The 19,773-nt window shown below is 44.2% G+C and carries 18 protein-coding genes; 6 read left to right on the top strand and 12 right to left on the bottom strand.

Annotated features, from left to right (window positions below):
- Positions 1–41 precede the first annotated feature (41 nt).
- Positions 42–2,327, bottom strand: coding sequence for a molybdopterin-dependent oxidoreductase (locus A3729_RS30095; protein ID WP_068514369.1), 2,286 nt, complete (start codon positions 2,325–2,327; stop codon positions 42–44).
- A gap of 50 nt (positions 2,328–2,377) precedes the next feature.
- Positions 2,378–3,223, bottom strand: coding sequence for an acyl-CoA thioesterase II (locus A3729_RS30090; RefSeq protein ID WP_068555023.1), 846 nt, complete (start codon positions 3,221–3,223; stop codon positions 2,378–2,380).
- A gap of 125 nt (positions 3,224–3,348) precedes the next feature.
- On the opposite strand from A3729_RS30090, the gene A3729_RS30085 reads away from it, so the two are divergent.
- The 3 genes from A3729_RS30085 (at position 3,349) to A3729_RS30075 (ending at position 5,222) form a co-directional block, all read left to right on the top strand.
- Entirely contained in the window at positions 3,349–4,239 is an 891-nt protein-coding gene (locus A3729_RS30085) for a LysR family transcriptional regulator (protein WP_068514364.1), read from the top strand.
- A 109-nt stretch (positions 4,240–4,348) separates the two neighbouring features.
- Positions 4,349–4,765 carry a MarR family winged helix-turn-helix transcriptional regulator gene (locus A3729_RS30080; RefSeq protein WP_082865504.1) on the top strand — a complete coding sequence of 139 codons (417 nt, stop codon included), beginning with the start codon at positions 4,349–4,351 and terminating at the stop codon, positions 4,763–4,765.
- A 16-nt stretch (positions 4,766–4,781) separates the two neighbouring features.
- Entirely contained in the window at positions 4,782–5,222 is a 441-nt protein-coding gene (locus A3729_RS30075) for a hotdog fold domain-containing protein (protein WP_068507593.1), read from the top strand.
- 418 nt (positions 5,223–5,640) lie between these two features.
- Here A3729_RS30075 and A3729_RS30070 read toward each other — a convergent pair whose 3' ends face one another.
- From A3729_RS30070 to A3729_RS30040, 7 genes are all read right to left on the bottom strand, one after another.
- On the bottom strand, positions 5,641–7,056 hold the full coding sequence (locus A3729_RS30070; protein ID WP_068514359.1) for an amidase: 1,416 nt from the start codon (positions 7,054–7,056) through the stop codon (positions 5,641–5,643).
- 14 nt (positions 7,057–7,070) lie between these two features.
- Positions 7,071–8,525, bottom strand: coding sequence for a decarboxylating NADP(+)-dependent phosphogluconate dehydrogenase (gene gnd, locus A3729_RS30065; RefSeq protein ID WP_068514356.1), 1,455 nt, complete (start codon positions 8,523–8,525; stop codon positions 7,071–7,073).
- A gap of 24 nt (positions 8,526–8,549) precedes the next feature.
- The gene (pgl, locus tag A3729_RS30060) at positions 8,550–9,314 is read right to left on the bottom strand and encodes a 6-phosphogluconolactonase (protein WP_197469694.1); all 765 of its coding nucleotides are present in this window, start codon (positions 9,312–9,314) and stop codon (positions 8,550–8,552) included.
- Positions 9,315–9,345: 31 nt separating this feature from the next.
- Positions 9,346–10,860 carry a glucose-6-phosphate dehydrogenase gene (zwf, locus tag A3729_RS30055; RefSeq protein ID WP_068514353.1) on the bottom strand — a complete coding sequence of 505 codons (1,515 nt, stop codon included), beginning with the start codon at positions 10,858–10,860 and terminating at the stop codon, positions 9,346–9,348.
- Positions 10,861–10,941: 81 nt separating this feature from the next.
- The gene (gene pgm, locus A3729_RS30050) at positions 10,942–12,582 is read right to left on the bottom strand and encodes a phosphoglucomutase (alpha-D-glucose-1,6-bisphosphate-dependent) (protein ID WP_068514350.1); all 1,641 of its coding nucleotides are present in this window, start codon (positions 12,580–12,582) and stop codon (positions 10,942–10,944) included.
- Positions 12,583–12,696: 114 nt separating this feature from the next.
- Complete coding sequence (locus A3729_RS30045) at positions 12,697–13,413, bottom strand: response regulator transcription factor (protein ID WP_068514346.1); 717 nt, start codon at positions 13,411–13,413, stop codon at positions 12,697–12,699.
- Positions 13,413–14,417: a sensor histidine kinase KdpD gene (locus A3729_RS30040; RefSeq protein WP_068514343.1), complete on the bottom strand. Its 1,005-nt coding sequence runs from the start codon at positions 14,415–14,417 to the stop codon at positions 13,413–13,415. The genes A3729_RS30045 and A3729_RS30040 overlap by 1 nt, the downstream gene beginning before the upstream one ends.
- Before the next feature lie 194 nt (positions 14,418–14,611).
- Here A3729_RS30040 and A3729_RS30035 point away from each other — a divergent pair, with 194 nt between their 5' ends.
- From A3729_RS30035 to dinB, 3 genes are all read left to right on the top strand, one after another.
- The gene (locus tag A3729_RS30035) at positions 14,612–15,262 is read left to right on the top strand and encodes a hemolysin III family protein (protein ID WP_068514341.1); all 651 of its coding nucleotides are present in this window, start codon (positions 14,612–14,614) and stop codon (positions 15,260–15,262) included.
- 1 nt (position 15,263) lies between these two features.
- Complete coding sequence (locus A3729_RS30030; RefSeq protein ID WP_068633119.1) at positions 15,264–16,145, top strand: carboxylesterase; 882 nt, start codon at positions 15,264–15,266, stop codon at positions 16,143–16,145.
- A gap of 88 nt (positions 16,146–16,233) precedes the next feature.
- Entirely contained in the window at positions 16,234–17,292 is a 1,059-nt protein-coding gene (gene dinB, locus A3729_RS30025; RefSeq protein ID WP_156494923.1) for a DNA polymerase IV, read from the top strand.
- 32 nt (positions 17,293–17,324) lie between these two features.
- On the opposite strand, the gene A3729_RS30020 is transcribed toward dinB, so the two are convergent.
- The 3 genes from A3729_RS30020 to A3729_RS30010 form a co-directional block, all read right to left on the bottom strand.
- Positions 17,325–18,188: a hypothetical protein gene (locus A3729_RS30020; RefSeq protein WP_068514335.1), complete on the bottom strand. Its 864-nt coding sequence runs from the start codon at positions 18,186–18,188 to the stop codon at positions 17,325–17,327.
- Positions 18,189–18,513: 325 nt separating this feature from the next.
- Positions 18,514–18,813: a thiosulfate sulfurtransferase GlpE gene (glpE, locus tag A3729_RS30015; protein WP_068634580.1), complete on the bottom strand. Its 300-nt coding sequence runs from the start codon at positions 18,811–18,813 to the stop codon at positions 18,514–18,516.
- A gap of 35 nt (positions 18,814–18,848) precedes the next feature.
- The gene (locus A3729_RS30010; protein WP_068507471.1) at positions 18,849–19,487 is read right to left on the bottom strand and encodes a PolC-type DNA polymerase III; all 639 of its coding nucleotides are present in this window, start codon (positions 19,485–19,487) and stop codon (positions 18,849–18,851) included.
- Positions 19,488–19,773: the final 286 nt, after the last annotated feature.

Below are 19,773 nucleotides of genomic sequence, written 5' to 3'. Positions count from 1 at the left end.
TGCTAGCCCGCCCGCAAGCCGTGAAAGTCTCTGCCTACAACTTAGGAAGCTATTCTCTCTAAATGCGCCGGTACATACTTATGATAAGGCGTTTTAGTAAACGGATCACAGTGGGAACCTGCTGTTAAAAAGTTTATAGCAGGGCCATTAGGCTCGCCATCTTTGTAGCGCATACCATAACCGTGAGGCAAGGTAACCATACCCTGACGAACACCCTCGTCGATTTCGACACTCACTTCGAGCTGGCCTTGCGCGGTTTTACAAAGCAGCTTATCCCCTTTGCCAACACCTAGTGATTCTGCATCGTCAGGGTGAATACGTAAAGCGCCGTCTTTATCAACTTTACGCCATGCTGGATTTCTAAAAATTTGGTTTGAATTATAGGCGCGCCTTTCCCCAGCCATCAGAATAAAGGGATAGCCATCATCGAATTTCAAACCATTGTTCAGACCTCTTAATTCCGAGAACACTTCATCAATTTCCAGGTGAATGCGGCCATCTTTATTACGAATAAACTTCCACATTTCATCAAAGGTATGTTTACTAATTATCGACCCAGAGCGACTATTGAATATCTGCCGAAATAGATTAACGCCTAAGGTGAATTGATTACCTTTTACACCTGCGCGCCTCACGGCAGCCTCGTGTTTTCTAGCATAGTCCATCGCTAAAGGAAGAATTAGCGCAGCAGATGCGGCATCCTCCGGTAAGGCTGCGCCAAAAGTACGATACAAAATTGAAGGCGCGTAGGGGGCCCAATCCTTGTTCAATTTAAAAGTCGCCATCAAGGCAGCGAAGAAGCCCTGATGAGCACTAATCTCAGGTTCGTATTTAGCGATGCGTTCCAATACAGGGAAATTCTCTGGAATCTTACCCATTTTCGCTAACAAGCGCGCATAGATTTCAGGCTCAGGTAAGGTACCCGGTAAAGGCTCAAACATCGGTGCACGCAAATGAAAGAAGTTCTCAGGAAACTCCGCGTTAAAACCTGTCGCTTCCCACTTCTCGAACTGAGAGGCAGCTGGCAGAACGTAGTGCGCCAAGCGAGCCGTTTCAGTCATCGCTACATCAACAACAACCAACAAATCTAACTTAGAAAAAGCGCGTTCATAGGCACTAGAGTCAGCGTAACTGCGAGCGGGGTTGCTACTATCCACCCAAATCGCTCGTAAACGATCTTCGCCCTCATGTTCAATTTCATCAGGCAATATGTTTGGTGGATACATTCCCGAAATCGGCATCATTTTATGATGAGCCGTGAGCTTGTACTCGCGGCGACGCTCGTCCGAATTACCTAATAAGGGAACAAATAAAGTGTGCAGATTATTGCCGCCAGTTTTCCCGAAATTGCCGGTCACCATATACAGCATTTTTTCCAAATATGCCGTCAAGGTGGAATGCAGTGACTGCTGCAGACCCAAGTCAATTCTTACGCATCCCGCTTTAGCATTAGCAAAGTCTCGTGCAACTTGCTGCGTCATCTCAAGGGATACATCGGCTTTTTCTACATACTCTTCAATAGGAATATCTAATAGTTCAGCTTCGAGCTTATTAAAGCCAGTGCAGTGATTCTCGAGGAAGGCTTTATCATGCAGGCCCTCTTTTACGATAATCGCCAAGATCGCAGACATCAGATAAGCATCAGTACCTGGCTTTAACTGAAAATGTATATCGGCTTGCTTCGCTGTTTCAGACCTTCTAGGGTCAAAAACCACCATCGTACGGTCCGGGTCTTTCTTAATTTCTTTAAGCGTATCGCGCGCATTGGGTATACCGTGTGACTGAAATGGGTTACAGCCAATAAATAGTACGTAGTCAGAATGCTCTACGTCCTCAGTACAATGAACACGCTGATCACCAAACAGTCGACCATTCACCCAAAAATCCATGGTCTTTTCCTGAGCCAAAGCTGTATAGGTATAGCGACTCCCACCCATGGCATAACGCAGTTGTGAAGCATACGCACCGCCAAGATGATTACCTTGACCACCACCACCTACAATCGCGAAAGAATCGGGGCCAAACTGATCACGCGTTACATTCATTTTTTCAGCGATTTCATCTAAGGCCTGATCCCAGCTAACCTTCTGAAAGCTCCCATCTGGCATCCTTTTTAAAGGATGTGTCAAACGATCATCGTGATTTTGATAATGCTCTAATCTTGCCGCTTTCTGGCAAATATAGCCCTTAGTCATAGGGTGTTGAGGATCACCTTTGATCTTAATTAATTTGCCGTCCTGGGTGGTAACATCCAAGCCACAGTTTCGTGAACATAATATACAAGCGGTTTTATGCAGCTCTGTATTCTCACTATCAACGTTTGTCATGATCGCTCTCTTGCTTTTTAAAAGCTGTAATTATTGAGATATAGACTAGCTTAATCTTTGTAATACACCATCTGGCTACTTGTCGCCACCAAGGTACCATCAGGGCTCCATAGCTCAGCCCTTTGCTCAAAATAACCATTAGTAAATTTGGTAGCGCTAGCGCGACCAAGCAGATGAGTCGCCTCCAAGCCCAACAATTCATCTTCAGTTATATGGAAATTAATCGTTAAACTAACCGTTCCCATTGGGACGATCTTATGTCTTCGAACAAAAATTCGTGGAAAGAACGAGTCAGAGATTGCTGTTACTGAGGCATAGTCCAGCTTTCTTGCTGGCTTGTCAGAAATCCACAAGAGGCTCTCGGAGGGGTTTGCTTGTTTACCCTTAACTAGCGGCTGAAAAGGAGCACCATAAACAAAGCGCATATCGTATTGGTCTACCCAGCTCGGCATGCCCGGAAATTTTGGTAGTGAATCCACCTCTTCAAAATCTGGTGCATAAGGCATCCTTACTTCATCATTAGACCAAGTCTCATTTCGCTTAGCAAAAACACAACTAGCAGAACACTGCATTACATCGCCTTGCAAAAAATCTACACGCCAATGCTGGTTGGAACGGTTAGTTCTTAATAGAGCAGGTTTGACCACCAACTCATCATCTTCAATCGGCCCCATATAATTAATAGTAATCGATACCGGCATGCCTTCTCTTTCTGGGTGACCTAACACTGCTTGAAGGATCGTAGCCGCCGTCACACCACCGAAAGGGCCTACCATATTTTGATAGTCTGCACTGACTTGCCCAACCAGGCAATTGGGGTCCCCTTTCAGGTTAACTGCACCATCAAATGCATGCTCTTGCTGTTCTAGTGTCTTTGCCACATTAGATGCACTCATACCGAAACCTCCAAAAAATCGCACAAATTAGTTTATATGCTAAGTAAATTAATCTAACCTTTTACCACTGGCAATTCAGTATATTTGAACTTAGGATAACTTCAGCTTATCTATTAAGGTGTTCCATGCAACAAAAAGCTCCCCCAATTCAGTGGCTACCTGTATTTGAAGCCGCGGCCAGAAATTTAAACTTTAAGAAAGCAGCGGTGGAACTCTGTGTTTCACCGCCTGCCGTCAGTCAGCAAATCAAAGTATTGGAAGAATATCTTGGTTTAACGTTGTTTGACCGAAGCTCTCGCAAACTACGACTCACCTCAGCCGGAGAGTTTTACTACCAGACAACAAGAGATATTATTAAGCGCCACAATACTTCCTATCGAGAATTCGAACGAAAATTTTGCCACCCAACGCTTCAAATCAGCTCACCCATTTTCATCGCTCAAGAACTACTGATTCCAAATTACGCACGCTTCAAAGACTATGCTCCAGAGGTAGAGCTACGCATCACGACAGGCAATGAATACGTTAATTTTGACGATGAACCTGCAGACGCGGCATTACGTTTCGGAAAGGGGGACTGGCCAGAATTAGCAACACGCTTTGTCAGTGGTGTTGACGTAAAACTTCTATGTAGCGAGGACTACCTGACCCAACATGGTCTTTCCCGTGACCAATTAATGTCAAAGGAGGAGATCGAAAATCAGGTTGTCATATCGCTATATGATGATCTTCGGGATTGGCGCGGCTCATTTGGAGATTTTAACCCAAAGCAAAAAATTGTTTGCGACTCTTATTTCTCCGCCATTCGGTCTGCTGAAGAAGGCTTAGGAGTCGTCGTTGGATTACTCCCTATGGTCAATCAAAGGATCAGAGATGGAAAGCTACTTCCCTTATCAACCATGCCGTTGACAACCCAGTATGCATATTGGCTCGTTGCCCCTAAAGCCATGGCAGAAACAGATAATTTCAACTCGCTTTACCGCTGGATACAAGCGCTATTCAGAACACTTAAGTAATTTGTTGAAAAAATAAAAAACAAACAAACGCTTGCATTTAAATTTAGTTTATATGCAAAGTAATATACATCACATATGAACTATATAACTACTAGACAAGGAATCGACAGTGGATAAAAGGTTATTCTTTCTGATCAACATGGCTCAGCACCGAATGTTTAAGTTTGCAGATACCCAGTGCGAGCAACGCCTGGGGATTCCAGTCACTCAAGCTGCTGCACTGATGTTCATTGCTAAAAATGAAGGCTGTTTACAGAAAACGCTGTCACAAGCATTGGGTTTGAATAACTCTGCAGTCACCGGTTTGGTTGGCCGAATGCAAAAGAACGGCATTATTGAGCGCAAAGGATGTGCCGAAGACGGCAGAGCATCAAGGTTATTTTTGTCTGACGAGGGTAAAAATAAATTACCGATACTCTACCCACTTATCCAGCAAGTAAACGAGAAGCTCAGTGAAGAATTTTCAGAAGAAGAGCTTGAAACCGTCAGTCGCTTCCTAAACAAGGTGATCGACATTTTTAAATAAGTACGCGGTATTCAATATGAGTCAATTTCTAGCAATGTTCCAACAAATGGGCCCAGAGATGTTTTCGAAGGGCGTTGCTCAAATCGCACCTTACTTTGGGACAATTGACCCAGAAGTCATTGACCTTAAACCAGGCTATTGTGAAGTTAGCTTGAAAAACCAAAAGAAGGTGCACAACCATATCGGTACCGTTCATGCCATTGCAATGTGTAACGCTGCTGAATTAGCAGGCGGTATGACAACTGACGTCTCGATTCCCGCTGGTGCCCGATGGGTTCCTCAAGGTATGACTGTTGAATATATCGCAAAAGCTAAAACAGACCTTAAAGTTGTGTGTGAAGCGGCAGACGTCGATTTTTCACAGGAAGGCAAGGTAGTCGTGCCCGTAGCAGCGTATGACACAGAAGGAACCAAGTGCTTTACCGCTGATATTACGATGAATGTGAAGCATAAGTAGGTTGATTGCTCCGCCCATTCTTTAAACATAGGCAGAGGATTCCATTCCCTCGCAGGATCAACCCTTGCTTGCCCGTCTGCGAGCCGTGGAAGACTCTGCCTACAATCAATCAGTCTTAATAATCGTCGTTAACTGGATAGGCGATTGAACCAGCTTCTCTTTACCCTCAATCATTGGATAAAATACATAATAACCTTTGTCAGGTACTGAAGTAACCTTCCCTCCTTTTATGTAGAAAGGTTTATCAAAGCCCTGAATATGAACCTCATAATCCCCCCCCTAACATCGTATCCATCGTTCGACTGGCATTGTTAATTTTGTCGCAAGCACTCAAGCCTGCAAGCAACAATACAGTGACTAATATGCCAAACACCTTTTTCATACCTCGATCCCTTTCTTCATCATACTCGTTGTTAATTCAATATTTATTCAACACAAAAGGCACTGCTTCCTCAATCTCAAAAGCCAACTCAAGCAAGCGTTTATCTTCTCCAAACTGTGCAAAGAACTGGACGCCAACAGGCACCTGTTTTTGACTAACGCCAATAGGCAAAGCAATCGAAGGCGCGCCCGAGACATTGTGAATCGCACAATAAGGTACAAAATGCTTTAGGCGCTCTATAGCACTTTCAAATTCTACGTCAGGCGCAAGATAGCCTATTTTCGGCGGTGGGTGCCCTAAAACTGGCGATAACATAAGGTCATAGTTAGCCATTTCTTGTTGATAAACATTAGTAAAACCCAGTAAGCGTTTAATCGCTAAAGGCGCTTTAAGTATATGTTTTCGGAAGTGCTTACTTAACCCAAGGGTCAGCGGTTCGAGCTTTTTCTTATTTAACTTAGTACCAAACAGAACGCTACCTGTTGTAGAAAAAATCGACGCCATCATTCCCCAATAGAGCAAGAAGTCGTCCCCAAAAGCAGGGTCAAATGGAAACGAAACTTCTTCCACATCATGCCCTAAATCACTGCATATTCTGGCCGCCTGATGCACGGCTGCCGCATTGTCTGAATCACTATAAAGATGGCCAGGGCCATCTGTATAAAAGCCGATTCTAAGTCGCTTTTTAGCGGGGCCGGTGATTTCACCCAGCGCAGGTAGTTTTCGGTTGAGATAAAACTTTTCAGCTTCGGAATAAAACATCGCCGTATCGCGAACACTACGGCTTAGAATTCCCTGGTGCCCCAAATTGATAGGTAATAAATGGGACCCTTTCATATCGACTAAGCGACTTCTTGTAGGCTTCAGCCCTATTAGCCCGCAACATGCCGCAGGTATTCTGATAGAACCACCGCCATCATTCCCATGAGCAAAGGGCACAACGCCAGCTGCAACCATGGCGGCAGATCCGCCGGATGAACCGCCAGTTGAACGCTCAAGGTTCCACGGGTTAGAAGTCGAGCCAAAATAACTAGACTCAGTCGTAGCCGTTAAGCCAAACTCAGGCATTCGAGTTTTTCCTAGGGGCACGACGCCTAGCGACAGGAATTGACGTACGAAATCTGAAGATTTTGCTGCGGGTTTAGGTTTTAACGCTGCGGAACCATGAGCGGAGGGCACTCCGTTAAAGTCGTCATTATCTTTAATAAAGCTAGGGACACCGGAAAAATACCCTGAATTAGGCAACAATGCGTACCGTCGAGCCCTGTCATACATTTCCACAGCAAGACTGTTTAGGCTCGGCTCAACATGCATCGCGCGACTAATACTCGCTTCAACCGCCTCTTGGGCCGATATTTCTCTTTTACGAACCCTTTCGGCAATTCCTACTCCATCGAGTTCACCTAGAACATCTTCTGTATAGGCATTAATTGTTTTCGCCGATGGAATCATGCTGCGCTCATATATTAGGCATTGTATTGGCTGGAGGATACCGCTCCACCACTTCCAATCCAGTCCGTATGGAAAAACTCGCCTCGATCTCTATCAACCCGTTCATAAGTATGCGCACCGAAGTAATCACGTTGCGCTTGCAGCATATTTGCTGGCAATCTTCCGCAGGTGAAGGCATCAAAGAAAGACAAGCCTGACGCGGTACATTGCATTGGTAGCCCGATTTCAATCGCTTTACCCAAAACCCTGCGCCAGGAAGGAAGTGACTGCTTCAATAATTGTTGAAAATAGTCATCGATTCCTAAGAAAGAGAGCTCAGGGTTCTTTATAAAGGCGTCACGAATATTCTCTAGAAAACGACTTCGGATAATGCAACCTCCTCGCCACATTAAAGCAATATTCCCGAAGTTCAGATTCCAATCCAAGTTGTTTGAAACTTGCTTCATTAACATGAAACCTTGAGCATAAGAGATGATCTTAGACGCCAATAAGGACTCTCTCAACGCTTCAAGCCAATCGTCCTTATCTCCACCAACACTAGATATCTCACGCGCGAAAGCTGTTTCAGCAGCGATTCGCTCTTCTTTGAAACTGGAGATATATCGTGCAAAGACCGACTCACTAATCAAGCTCAAAGGTACACCGTTTTCAAGTGCGCTATTTGCAGTCAGTTTACCGGTTCCTTTCTGCCCTGCCGTATCAAGAATGCTCTCTACTAAGGGCTGCCCATCTTCATAAAAGCCAAGAATATTGGCTGTTATTTCAACTAAATAACTATCTAACTCTGTTTTATTCCATGCCGAGAAACTTTTCTGCATTTCAGGGTGATTCAAATTCAACCCACTCTTCATAAAATGATAAGCCTCAGAGATGAGCTGCATATCACCATATTCGATGCCATTGTGAACCATTTTCACAAAATGCCCTGCACCGCCCGAGCCAACCCAGTCGCAGCAAATTTCACCAGCATCGGTGCGCGCCGCAATAGCCTGAAATATAGGCTTTACTAGCGGCCAGGCTCGCTCATCACCACCAGGCATGATAGACGGCCCATAACGTGCACCTTCTTCACCACCGGAAACACCGATACCGAGATAGTGAATATTTTTTTCAGATAATGACTCTACTCGTCGAGCCGTGTCTCGATAGTCGGAGTTGCCCCCATCAATAATGACATCACCATCATCTAGCAAAGGAAGTAGCTGTTCAATGTAGGCATCCACCACCTCACCAGCTTTTACCATTAACATCACTTTACGAGGCGAGGAGAGCTTCGCCAGCATATCCTCAAGGCTATTTGCACCTTGTATTAGCGTATCAGCAGCAAGACCCTTGATAAACTCGGATACTTTGCTCTGCGTTCGGTTATACGCAACGACCCTGACACCGTGGTCATTCATATTCAGAACCAGGTTTTGCCCCATTACCGCTAGACCAATGACTGCAATGTCTGCTTTGTTATCCGCCATAATTATCCCTCGACTATTTCTTGTTTAATGCTCGCTAAGTTTAGCTGCCGATTCCGCATCTAAATACCACTCAACACACCCTGAGCTTGCAATAATTCGTGAAAAAATATTGGCTGCCGGGTAGCTTTTAGAGACTTCTGCCTGATCGACTATTTCTCGCACGACACTTGCCTTACTCTTACCCAAGGCAATAAATGTCACTCTCTTGGCACATGATATGACTGAAGCACTTAGCGAGATTCGCTCCTGCTTGGAGCTTGGTTGAGTCGCCTGAACGGCACTCTGAGCACAGTCGTAATCTGTTTGGCCAGGAAACAATGAGGCAGTATGTCCATCTTCCCCAATACCCAGCATAACCCAATCAAAAATAGGAAAGGCATTCACTCCATCAGATACTGATGGCAGACAAGCCAGCATTTCATCTTTGAATTCGATCAAGGCTTTTTCTTGCGCTAATTCACCATGAATGGGATGAATGTTACTCGCTGGAATTAGCACATGGCTAAACAACAGCCGCATGGCTTCACCATAATTGCTTTGCTCATCATTAGCCGACACACAACGTTCATCTCCCCACCAGAAATGTAAGTTCCGCCAAAGAATGCTATTTGCGTAATCACTGTGGGCTATGTAGCCAAAAATATGTTTGGGCGTTGTCCCGCCCGATAAAGCGATATGAATATCGGCGCCAGATTGGCTCAGAGCCAGCCACTGTTTGGCCACTACCTCTGCAAGCTCATCAGCTGATTCATAAATGCTTATAATAGAACCATCACTACTCGCATTCATACTGCCCCCTGCTTAAGAATTTTTTATCTCGCTATAACTCACAATAATGAGTATTGGCTAAATTTTTACACGGAAAACGCCAGGTACGGCCATCACGCCGAAGAAGGCTCTCGGCTTCTTTCGGCCCCCATGTACCACTCGCATAACCATGCAAGGCATGGTCGCCAGCTTGATATTTCAGAATAGGCTCGACAAACTGCCAACAGGATTGCACGGCGTCGCTACGAGCAAATAAGGTGGCATCGCCATTCAGTGCATCCAGTAACAAGCGCTCATAGGCATTCAGAATGCGTACACCATCACCTTCTTCATCGAGTAAATCCTGGTAACGAAAGTCCATACTCACCTCTTTCGACTCAAAACCTGCTCCGGGTTTCTTAAGACCGAATTGCATCACGATCCCTTCATCTGGCTGAATGCGTATCACCAGTTTATTTGCCGGTGCATTCAGCCCAAAAACAGGGTGTGGTGTATGTTTGAAGTGAATAACAACTTCCGTCACTCGCGTTGGCAAGCTCTTCCCTGTTCGAATATAAAAAGGAACTCCATTCCAACGCCAATTATTAATAAATAGCTTAAGGGCTACGTAGGTTTCAGTTCTGGAATCTGGACTAACACCTTCCTCATCCCGATAACCTGGAACAGCACTACCTTTAACTAAGGATTCCGTATACTGCCCTAAAACCAGGTTATTCTCTAAATCGGCCTGACTAAGTGGTTTTAGACTCTGTAGAACCTTCACCACTTCATTCCGCGTTGAGTCGGCATTGATCACTGCTGGCGGTTCCATCGCTACCATCGCCAAAACTTGCAGCAAGTGGTTTTGAAACATATCGCGCACGGCACCTGCGCCATCGTAATAGCTACCCCGAGACTCAACACCTAATTTCTCTGCGCCGGTTATCTCAACATAATCAATATAATTTCTATCCCATAATGGTTCAAACATGCCATTAGCAAAGCGAAAAACCAGTAGGTTTTGAACGGTCTCTTTTCCCAAATAGTGATCGATACGATAAATCTGGGATTCATCAAAATAGGAATGCAAACCATGGTCTAGCTCGATTGCAGATTCCAAGTCATAACCTAGAGGCTTCTCGACCACGATGCGCTTCCAGCCTTCACACTGATCCAACAATTGACTCTTTGACAAGCAATCAGGGATCACGGTAAACATACTTGGCGGCATCGCCATGTAAAACAAAGTATTGTGCGGTGTCTGGTAGCGCGCATACAGCTCATTCAAGGTAAGCTTTAGCTTGGAGTATTCCGTGACATCGGAGGTATTCAAAGACAAGTAATAAACGTGCTGGAGAAAATCTTCGACAGTATGCGAATCAAGGTTTGCACCTTCACTTAGCGACTTTAACAAAGCCTCACGATAACTATCTGAGTCATAAGCACTGCGCGAAACACCCAAAATAAAGAAACAATCAGGCAATTGTCTAGTGACATATAAATGGAACAAAGCCGGGATAAGCTTGCGAAACGACAAGTCTCCCGAGGCACCAAAAATGACGATATTACTGTTATCAGGAACCCTCATCAGACAACTCCTTAGTCGTAGGCTTTTAGTATAGCTTACTCATTAAATAGCTCCGAGTCATGACTCAGAGCTTTTTAATCCTTATTTGATGGTTTCATCCACAAGCGCTTTTGCTTCTTTCTGAACTTTCTTCAAATGATCTGAACTGACAAAACTTTCCGCATAGATTTTATAAACATCTTCGGTGCCCGATGGCCTTGCAGCAAACCAGCCATTTTCTGTAGAAACTTTTAGGCCACCGATTGCAGCACTATTACCCACCGCCTTGGTCAGTTTCTGCTGAATCGTTTCGCCTGCCAACTCGCTTGCACTCACCTGCTCAGCAGATAAGGCTTTAAGCTTGGCTTTCTGCTCTTTGCTTGCCGATGCATCAAGACGCTCATAAACAGGAGAACCGAACTGGTTTTCCAGTTCTTTATAACGCTCCCCCGGGTCCTTACCAGTTACTGCGCATATTTCGGCAGCCAGGAGATCCATGATAATGCCGTCTTTATCGGTCGTCCAAACTTGTCCGTTGCGTCTCAAAAATGAAGCGCCTGCACTTTCTTCTCCACCAAAACCCAAGCTGCCTTGATGCAAGCCATCTACAAACCATTTAAAGCCAACAGGCACCTCAACCAAAGGACGCTTTAGCGCGCTAGCCACTCGGTCAATCATGCTGCTGGAAACTAGCGTTTTGCCGATTCCAACAGATTCATCCCATTCAGGACGATGTGAGAAAAGGTAATCGATTGCGACTGCTAAGTAGTGATTTGGGTTTAACAAGCCAGAGCTTCGAGTCACAATGCCATGACGGTCGTAATCAGGATCGTTGCCAAAGGCGACATCATATTGGTCTTTTAATTCAATCAACTGACCCATGGCATAAGGTGAGGAACAATCCATACGAATTTTGCCGTCTTTATCAACACGCATAAACGAAAAGCTTGGATCAACCCGCTTATTGACTAACTCCAGGTTCAAACCATAATGCTCGGCAATCGGCTCCCAGTAAGCAATACCACTCCCGCCCATTGGGTCAACACCTATACGCAAGCCGCTTTTGGAAATGGCAGACATATCAACCACAGATTCCAGGTCCTTCACGTAGGGCATGACAAAATCAATTTCTTGCGTACTGCTAGCTGCCAAAGCCTGCGAATAAGAAACCTTTTTTACTTTTTCCATACCTTGAGCTAAAAGTTCATTCGCACGTGCCTGAATCAGGTTAGTAACATCGGTATCTGCAGGCCCACCATGAGGAGGGTTATATTTAAAGCCTCCATCTTGAGGAGGGTTATGGGATGGCGTAATCACCACACCGTCGGCAAGTCCCTGGGTGCGCCCTTGGTTATGACTAAGAATGGCGTGAGAGATAACTGGAGTAGGCGTATAGCCACCGCCCTGCTGAATGCGCACTTCGACATCTTGCGCCGCAAAGACTTCAAGCGCACTAATTAATGCAGGTTCCGACAAGGCGTGGGTATCTTTACCCAAAAATAAAGGACCACTAATATTTTGAGCCTGGCGATATTCACATAAAGCTTGGCAAATAGCCCAGATATGATGTTCGTTGAAGCTACAATTCAGCGCTGTCCCGCGATGGCCAGATGTACCAAATGCTACTGCATGATCAGAGTTTCCCGGTTCAGGTTGCCGCTTGTAATAACTCGCAACCAAGCGAGGGATATCAGTTAATATTTCTTGCGGTGCAGGCTGGCCCGCCAAAGAATGAACACTCATATAAGTCCTTTAAAATCAGATAGCTTTAACGATAGTCTGTTACTTTGCCATCAAGACTAACACAAAATAGTGTAGGCTTTCTTTACAAGCAATAAAATCTTCATCAGTGATATTTTAATGGTCAAATACGTAGCCCACAGAGCGGCGGCTTTTGAAGAACTCGGGGTTCTTAGGGTCGTCTTCAAAGTACTTTCGAAAACGGACAATAAAGTTATCGACGGTACGAGTCGATAGGTCTTTGGAAAAACCCCAGGCAACTTCTAAAATTTCTCCGCGTGACAGCGCTTTACCACGATTGTTAATCAATAACCTGAGCAAGCGAAGCTCTTGTTCAGTTAGGCTTATTTGTTGCCCTTTGCAATAAGCAACAGATTGAAGGAAGTCGATTTTGTTGCTGCCAAAGCTATATGGGTCCTGACTTCCACTCGCCGCGTCAATACTATTATCTTGCCAGCTACTTTGTTTTAAAAGGCGCTCAACTCGTAACAGGAATTCTTCTAGGTTAAAGGGTTTAGAAAGATAGTCATCGACACCGTGGTTAAAACCCTCAATTCTGTCTTGAGCACTATTCTTGGCTGATAGAATAAGGATTGGCAAACGCTCATCTTCTAAGCGAATACGTTTAAGAACAGAGACACCGTCTATGCCGGGCAGCATCACATCCAAGACTATTAAATGCGGCCGCCACTGTTTCCATAAGGCTAGACCGGAAGTCCCTGTTTCCGCTAACGCCACCTTGTAACCTTGAAGCTCCAAATTTAAACGCAACCCCTCTGCAATATGACATTCATCCTCGACAACCAAGATACGCTCATTCTCTGGATCAAACACTAGTGCATCCCCATCATATTACGCGCTCTTTTCGCCATTGATAGTTTATTTCGCTGCGGGAATATAATAACAAACTCAGCCCCCTGCCCCGGCTGGCTTTCCTTAATCTGTATCTTACCACTATGCGCTTTAACTATATTTTGAACCAGATATAAACCGAGCCCACTACCCTGCGCTGAACGCGTCTTTGAATCACCCACCTGATAAAACTTTTTAAATACCTTCTTGCGCTGCGTATGCTCAATGCCGATACCGTTATCGATAAACCTAAGCCTGAGCTCATCATTTCCGCGCAGTGCGAGCTTTTCTATTTTAACGACTAGGCTTGGCTGATCCGACTCATTATATTTAAGGGCATTGCTCGCTAAATTAATCAATAACATTTCAAACAGCGCCCGGCTAAGCGTTTGCTTTATCGGCTGAGATGATTGAGTCGCGATCTGTAAGCCAGTAAACAGGTGGGCATTTTGTTGATAAAACTGAGAGACAAACTCAGCAACGTCTAACTCTATAAATTCATCACTGAAGCTCTGGCTTTCGATCTTTCCCAGATCCAGAATGTTGCTGATATTGTCTGATAAACGGTGAACGTCACGCAGCATATAGTTAAGATACTTTTGCTGCGTCTCCTTATCCAAATCATGCTTTTGGAAGGTTTCTAAATACAACTGCAAGGACGTAACGGGTGTTTTCAATTCATGGGTAAAGTTATTGATAAAGTTATTCTGCAGACGATAAAGCTGCTGCATTTTCTTGGTATAAACGAAACTCATCGACAAGCCCGTAACGATCAAACTCACCAATAAAGTTAATACTGCAATCACCAAAAAGGTACGCGACTCTGTGACTTGTTGCGGATCGATATGAAACCTCAAAATCACTTCATCCAAGCCACTACTGATCTCTATATACCAATAGATATAAAGCACAAACGAAGTGACCAGGGCCACCAGTGAGAAAATGAATGTGAAGGTGCTGTTTGGTAGAAATCTAAATCTATTCATTCGACCAGTTTAACACTGCTTCATCGCGCGCCGTGAGTGTTAAAAGCGGGCTATGTAAAACTTTTGTAAAAGCACCTTAAAGTCTATTTTTTTAACATTATGGTGATTAAGATTAAGCAACAAATTCAGCTCACACTTGTGATACTTTTTTTAGACTTATTATCCTCAGACCTACACAAAAAGCGGTATTGAAAATGGTTAAAAGCTCTGAAGCATTCAACTTCTACTCTCACCTGCTTGGCGCGATAGCAGCCGTGGTCGGTACAGTTTTTTTATTAAAGGTTGCAACCGGCTCTGCTTCAATGCTCGTCACAGCCTTAGTTTACGGTTTGTCACTAATCTTTCTTTTTTCTGCTAGCTCTTTATACCACTGCTTTAAAAAGCAAGAGAACGAGCTATCTTTCTGGCGAAAAATGGACCGCTTAGCGATATTCTTTATGATTGCTGGTTCTTATACTCCCGTCTGCTACTTCTTTCTGGATGATGACTGGCGCTTACCAATGATAGCAATTCAATGGGGACTGGTGGCATTTGGCCTGTGCTCACAATTATTCTTCCCGCGCGCACCAAGAATACTCTATGCCTTAATTTTTCTGACAATGGGCTGGATGCTAGTTTTCCCCATGCAACAAATCTTGGATCTCATGACCGATATGCAGGTTAATCTGCTTTTTGCTGGCGGTATCGCGTTCACGCTAGGTGCTATTTTCTATGCAAGTAAGAAACCCTTAATGTTGCCTGGAATTTTCAGTTTCCATGAACTCTTCCACGTAATGGTCTTAATTGGTGGCGCCTGTCATTACAGCCTGATTTACAGTGCATTTTCCGCTACGGCGTCAGCCTAAGATGAGCTTAAGCTCTAAAGCACAATGCCTGCTAGAGGAAGAAACGAGTCGTTTTATAAACGATTACCAGGAACACTTCCTTAAAGGTGAAACCAAGCCACCAGAAATTGGCCAACCTTACCTGCTTCATCAGCCTCAAGCCACGCAGGGAGTGCTGCTTGTTCATGGCCTAATGGCTGCCCCGGAAGAAGTGCGAGAGTGGGCTGACTATCTTTATAGCCAAGGCTATACCGTCTACGCGCCACGAATGGACGGGCACGGTACATCGGCAGATGATTTATCTCGCCGTAAAATGAGCGAATGGACGGCGGCGGTTAACCGGGGCCACGAAATACTTAAGCACTGCTGTGAGCATATCGTCATCGCTGGTTTCTCTACTGGCGCTGCGGTGGCACTTAAACAAGTCATTGATAAACCCGACGCCTTTGATGCACTTGTGAGTATCAGCGCGCCGCTCAAGTTTAAAAAATTCTCTGCTAACTTTGCCAAACCTGTCAACACCTGGAATAAGGTTCTAAGACAAATAGCTAATCCGGTATTTGATACTAAAAAGTTTCGTAAAGAGTTTGTCACCAACCATGCCGACAATCCTCACATCAATTATCTACGCTGCCCGGTAAGCAGCATCGTTGAAATCAAAAAATTAATGAACCAAGTCCAGAAAGGGCTCTCTAGCATCACCATCCCAACCTTAGTCATTCATGCAGATAAAGACCCAAAAGTTGACGTCCAAAGCGGTAGAGATATTTATAAAAGCATTCACACGGGCAACGCACATTACAGGGAAATAGACTTCCATCTGCATGGTATTGTCAGAGGAGATATCACCAAGAAGGTTTTTTCTGAAGTAAACACTTTTCTAGACGGCGTGTATCGTAAATAAGCTGTACACGCTAGCAACCAACCCTACTTGCCTCACGCCCAATATAACTGTATATTTAAACAGCGTTATTTAATTTCGAGGCAACGGTTTGCGCAAGATAATTCATGTAGATATGGATGCTTTCTTTGTATCCGTGGAAATCCGTGACCAACCGGCGTTAACTAATTTACCCGTTGCCGTTGGCGGAAAGCGCCACTCTCGCGGTGTCCTCTCTACCTGTAACTACATAGCACGAGAGTTTGGGCTTAGATCTGCCATGCCGACCTCAGTTGCACTGCGTTTATGCCCAGATCTTGTATTGCTTCCGGGTAGAATGGATGTATATAAAACCGTTAGTAAACAGATTGGTGAGATCTTCGAACGTTATACTGATCTGATCGAACCACTTAGCCTCGATGAAGCTTACCTTGATGTCACCAACTGCTCGTTACATCACGGTTCAGCAACGCTCATCGCTCAGGATATTTGCAAGACGATTCAACGTGAGCTTGGTCTGACAGCATCAGCAGGGGTGGCGCCCATCAAGTACCTCGCTAAAGTTGCCTCCGATATCAATAAACCAAACGGTATTTATGTAATTCCTCCAGAAAACGTGGCCAGTTTTATCGACGATATGCCTTTAGATAAAATCCCTGGCGTTGGCAAAGTCACCTTCGAGAAGCTCAGTGCTAAGCAACTGCGGTTTGGAAAAGATGTAAAGGCTTTTGACCAACAAACACTACTACATAACTTCGGAAGACTAGGCCATTTACTTTGGCAACGTTGCCATGGACAAGACGAGCGCTCAGTAATAACTCACCGAACAAGGAAGTCAGTGGGTGTAGAGCTAACCTTCCCTGAAGACATTGACGACCCGTCTTCACTTGAAGCGATTTTAGTATCAAGGTTGTTGCCCGAGTTAAAACAGCGTGCTGCAAAGCATTTGCCGGGAAGAGGCATTCAGAAGCTAGGCGTTAAAGTAAAGTTCAGTGACTTTCATCAAACAACAAAAGAATATACATTTAGTGACTACAATGAAGCGATGTTTATCTGCCTGTTACATGAGGCAATATCAAGGGGCGATGGTAAGAAAGTAAGGCTATTAGGTGTTCATATTGGCCTGAATAACGAAAAGGAACAGCATCAACAATATGCCTTTTCTTGGTAATGAGCCCTATACCTACAACGCTGTTTTCTTCATTAAAATTTATGCCATAGTTCAGCATTATCAAGCGGGTCGGCTTTACTCAAATTGGGGTTGGGAATAGAAAACCTTCTGCGCTCTTTCAGCCGAAACTTATCTATTAGCGCTTGGTGGTGAGCTAAAAAGTATGCTTCAAATTTGCCATTTTCGATTAGGCGCCACAAACCCCGTTCAATGCGCTTCGCAAGCTCTGGTCGTTTCGGGCTAATAAAGAAATAGGTTGGCAAGGGGATATGAAGCATTAGTTCCGTGTCGATTGCTAGATTAGGGTGCGCCTCTTTTTGAGCTAAGTACTCGGCCTCAATTTCATTAATACCACGACCAAAGGTTTTAAATCTACCGAGCTCTAACATACTAAACAGGCCTTCATAGTTGTTTCCCACAACAACATTAAACCCTGCCTCTCTCAACACTCTAGTCGTCGACCAACCTTTTCCTGAACCAGTGGGTATAGCTTTAAACTCTTCGAAAGACTTAAGTGCTGACAGTTTGCTCTGGTCTTGCTTATTAATGAAAAAGAGGCGATAGCCCTGTATTCCCTTTCGTATGGGAATTCTTACGACGTGCAATTCGCTGACCCAAGCAGTTTTGGGCGCTTCGGCAACGACATGAAGCTCTTTACCCTCTTTCAACGATAACAGTAGACGATTACGGTTCATTATAAGCGTTGCGTGTTTTACAACACTTTTTGAATCGTCGTCTTGAGTCTCATCGAGAACCATTTGCAACAAATCATGTGCGTAATCATAGCGTTTGTCATTAACTGATTCAGGCCGATTTACCAGCACATAATCACTCAAAGCCTGTGCGCTAAAGCTACTTGCAACCAGTAGTAATATTAACTTGAATATTATTATCATTTTTATAATCAGCGTTATCGGTCGGCATAAGAGCCGAACTCTTCTACGATTAAATTAATAAGCTTCACTATATAAGATTAGCCTTATTAGATGCTGATAGCAAAGCCTTAACTTTTCGAAATAATTTTGACTAAGTCGGTAGTCATTGCTGTGTTGTTTTGGCAATCCTAAGAAATTGCACGCTTAGCTATTAGCTCGACGTCTGAGACGAGCGGTGTTTACTGAATATAGATGTAAAGTTTATCAAAGATTAATACGTATCCTTAGTCTTCGATTACCCGGGCTCAGTTAAGTGATTGAAGGGTGATAAAGCAGTAGCTTAGATCTAATCGCCTTGCTGCCATTCAACAAAACCGCCATCAAGACTATACACTTCTCTACAGCCTTGACTGGCGAAAAATTCAGCCGCGCCTTGACTACTGTTGCCGTGATAGCAAACCACAATTAGTGGCTTTTCTTTATCCATGTCAGATAAATACTGTTGTACATTGTCATTCGAAATATGAACCGAGCCTTCTATATTTACTGAAGCAAATGAAGCGGGGTCTCGAATATCCACCAAAGAACACGCCTTCTCCCTCATTAAAGACCTTGCTTGCGGAACTGAAATACACTTATAACTCATTGCTAACTCCTGCTTTTTAATATAACGATTCGTTCCTAAGCCCTGTGCTTCTCTATAAACTTATGCACCGACTTCTTAGGCACTTTGCTAAGCTGCTGAATAAAAGAGAACGGTAAATCATAAATACCGTAGCGCTCACCAATATCCTCTAACATAGCTAACCACAGCTTGGCAGTCATCTCTGAATCATACAAGGCACGGTGAAAACTACCCGATGAGATTGAGCTAACAGTATCAAGGTTCGCATACTGAACCAAAGTTCCTAACTTATGATTCGGCGCATCCTGAAAAATACGCCTAGAAGCGAGCAAAGAACAGGCAAAGTCTCCCGGATAGGAGCAAGAAACTCGTGATAGTTCAGCATCAAGAAAGCGTTTATCAAAAGAGGCGTTATGAGCGACTAGGTTATGCCCGGCAATAAAATCATTAAAGCGCTTCATCACCTCTTCACAGGGAGCCGCCTTGCTCAACATTGCATTGCTAATACCGGTATAATCTTCAATAAAAGCACTGATGCGAATACCGGGGTTCATTAGGGATTGAAAGCTATCTGTAATCTCCCCACCTTCAATCAGCACTGCACCAATTTCTATCGCACGTTCTCCCATATCAGGAGATAAGCCACTCGTCTCAAAGTCCAGTACGACAATCGTATCTGCTCGTTTTGCGTTCATTAGGTCTAGCCATTTCCAATCATTAATTTGCGCTTAGAGTACACTATCTTCCGGATGAGAATAAGGTGATGCTTGGAAAAGCTCGACTCCAAAACAGAGGAGTGACAAAGCAATAAAACTTTTATAGGTAGGATAGAAACAGGCTCTGATTTTTAACTGATTTCATATCAAGGCAACCCGTAAAACTATCGAAAAGTACTTTGAGAAAATTCATCAGCTTTATGAGCAGAAAAAAAGCCATCTCAAGTGAGATAGCTTTAGTTCTGGGTGATTTCCTTAAGTGCTG

Source organism: Oleiphilus sp. HI0043 (assembly GCF_001634935.1).
Note: the sequence above shows the minus strand (reverse complement) of the source record. Positions and strands in the feature narration are given on the sequence as shown.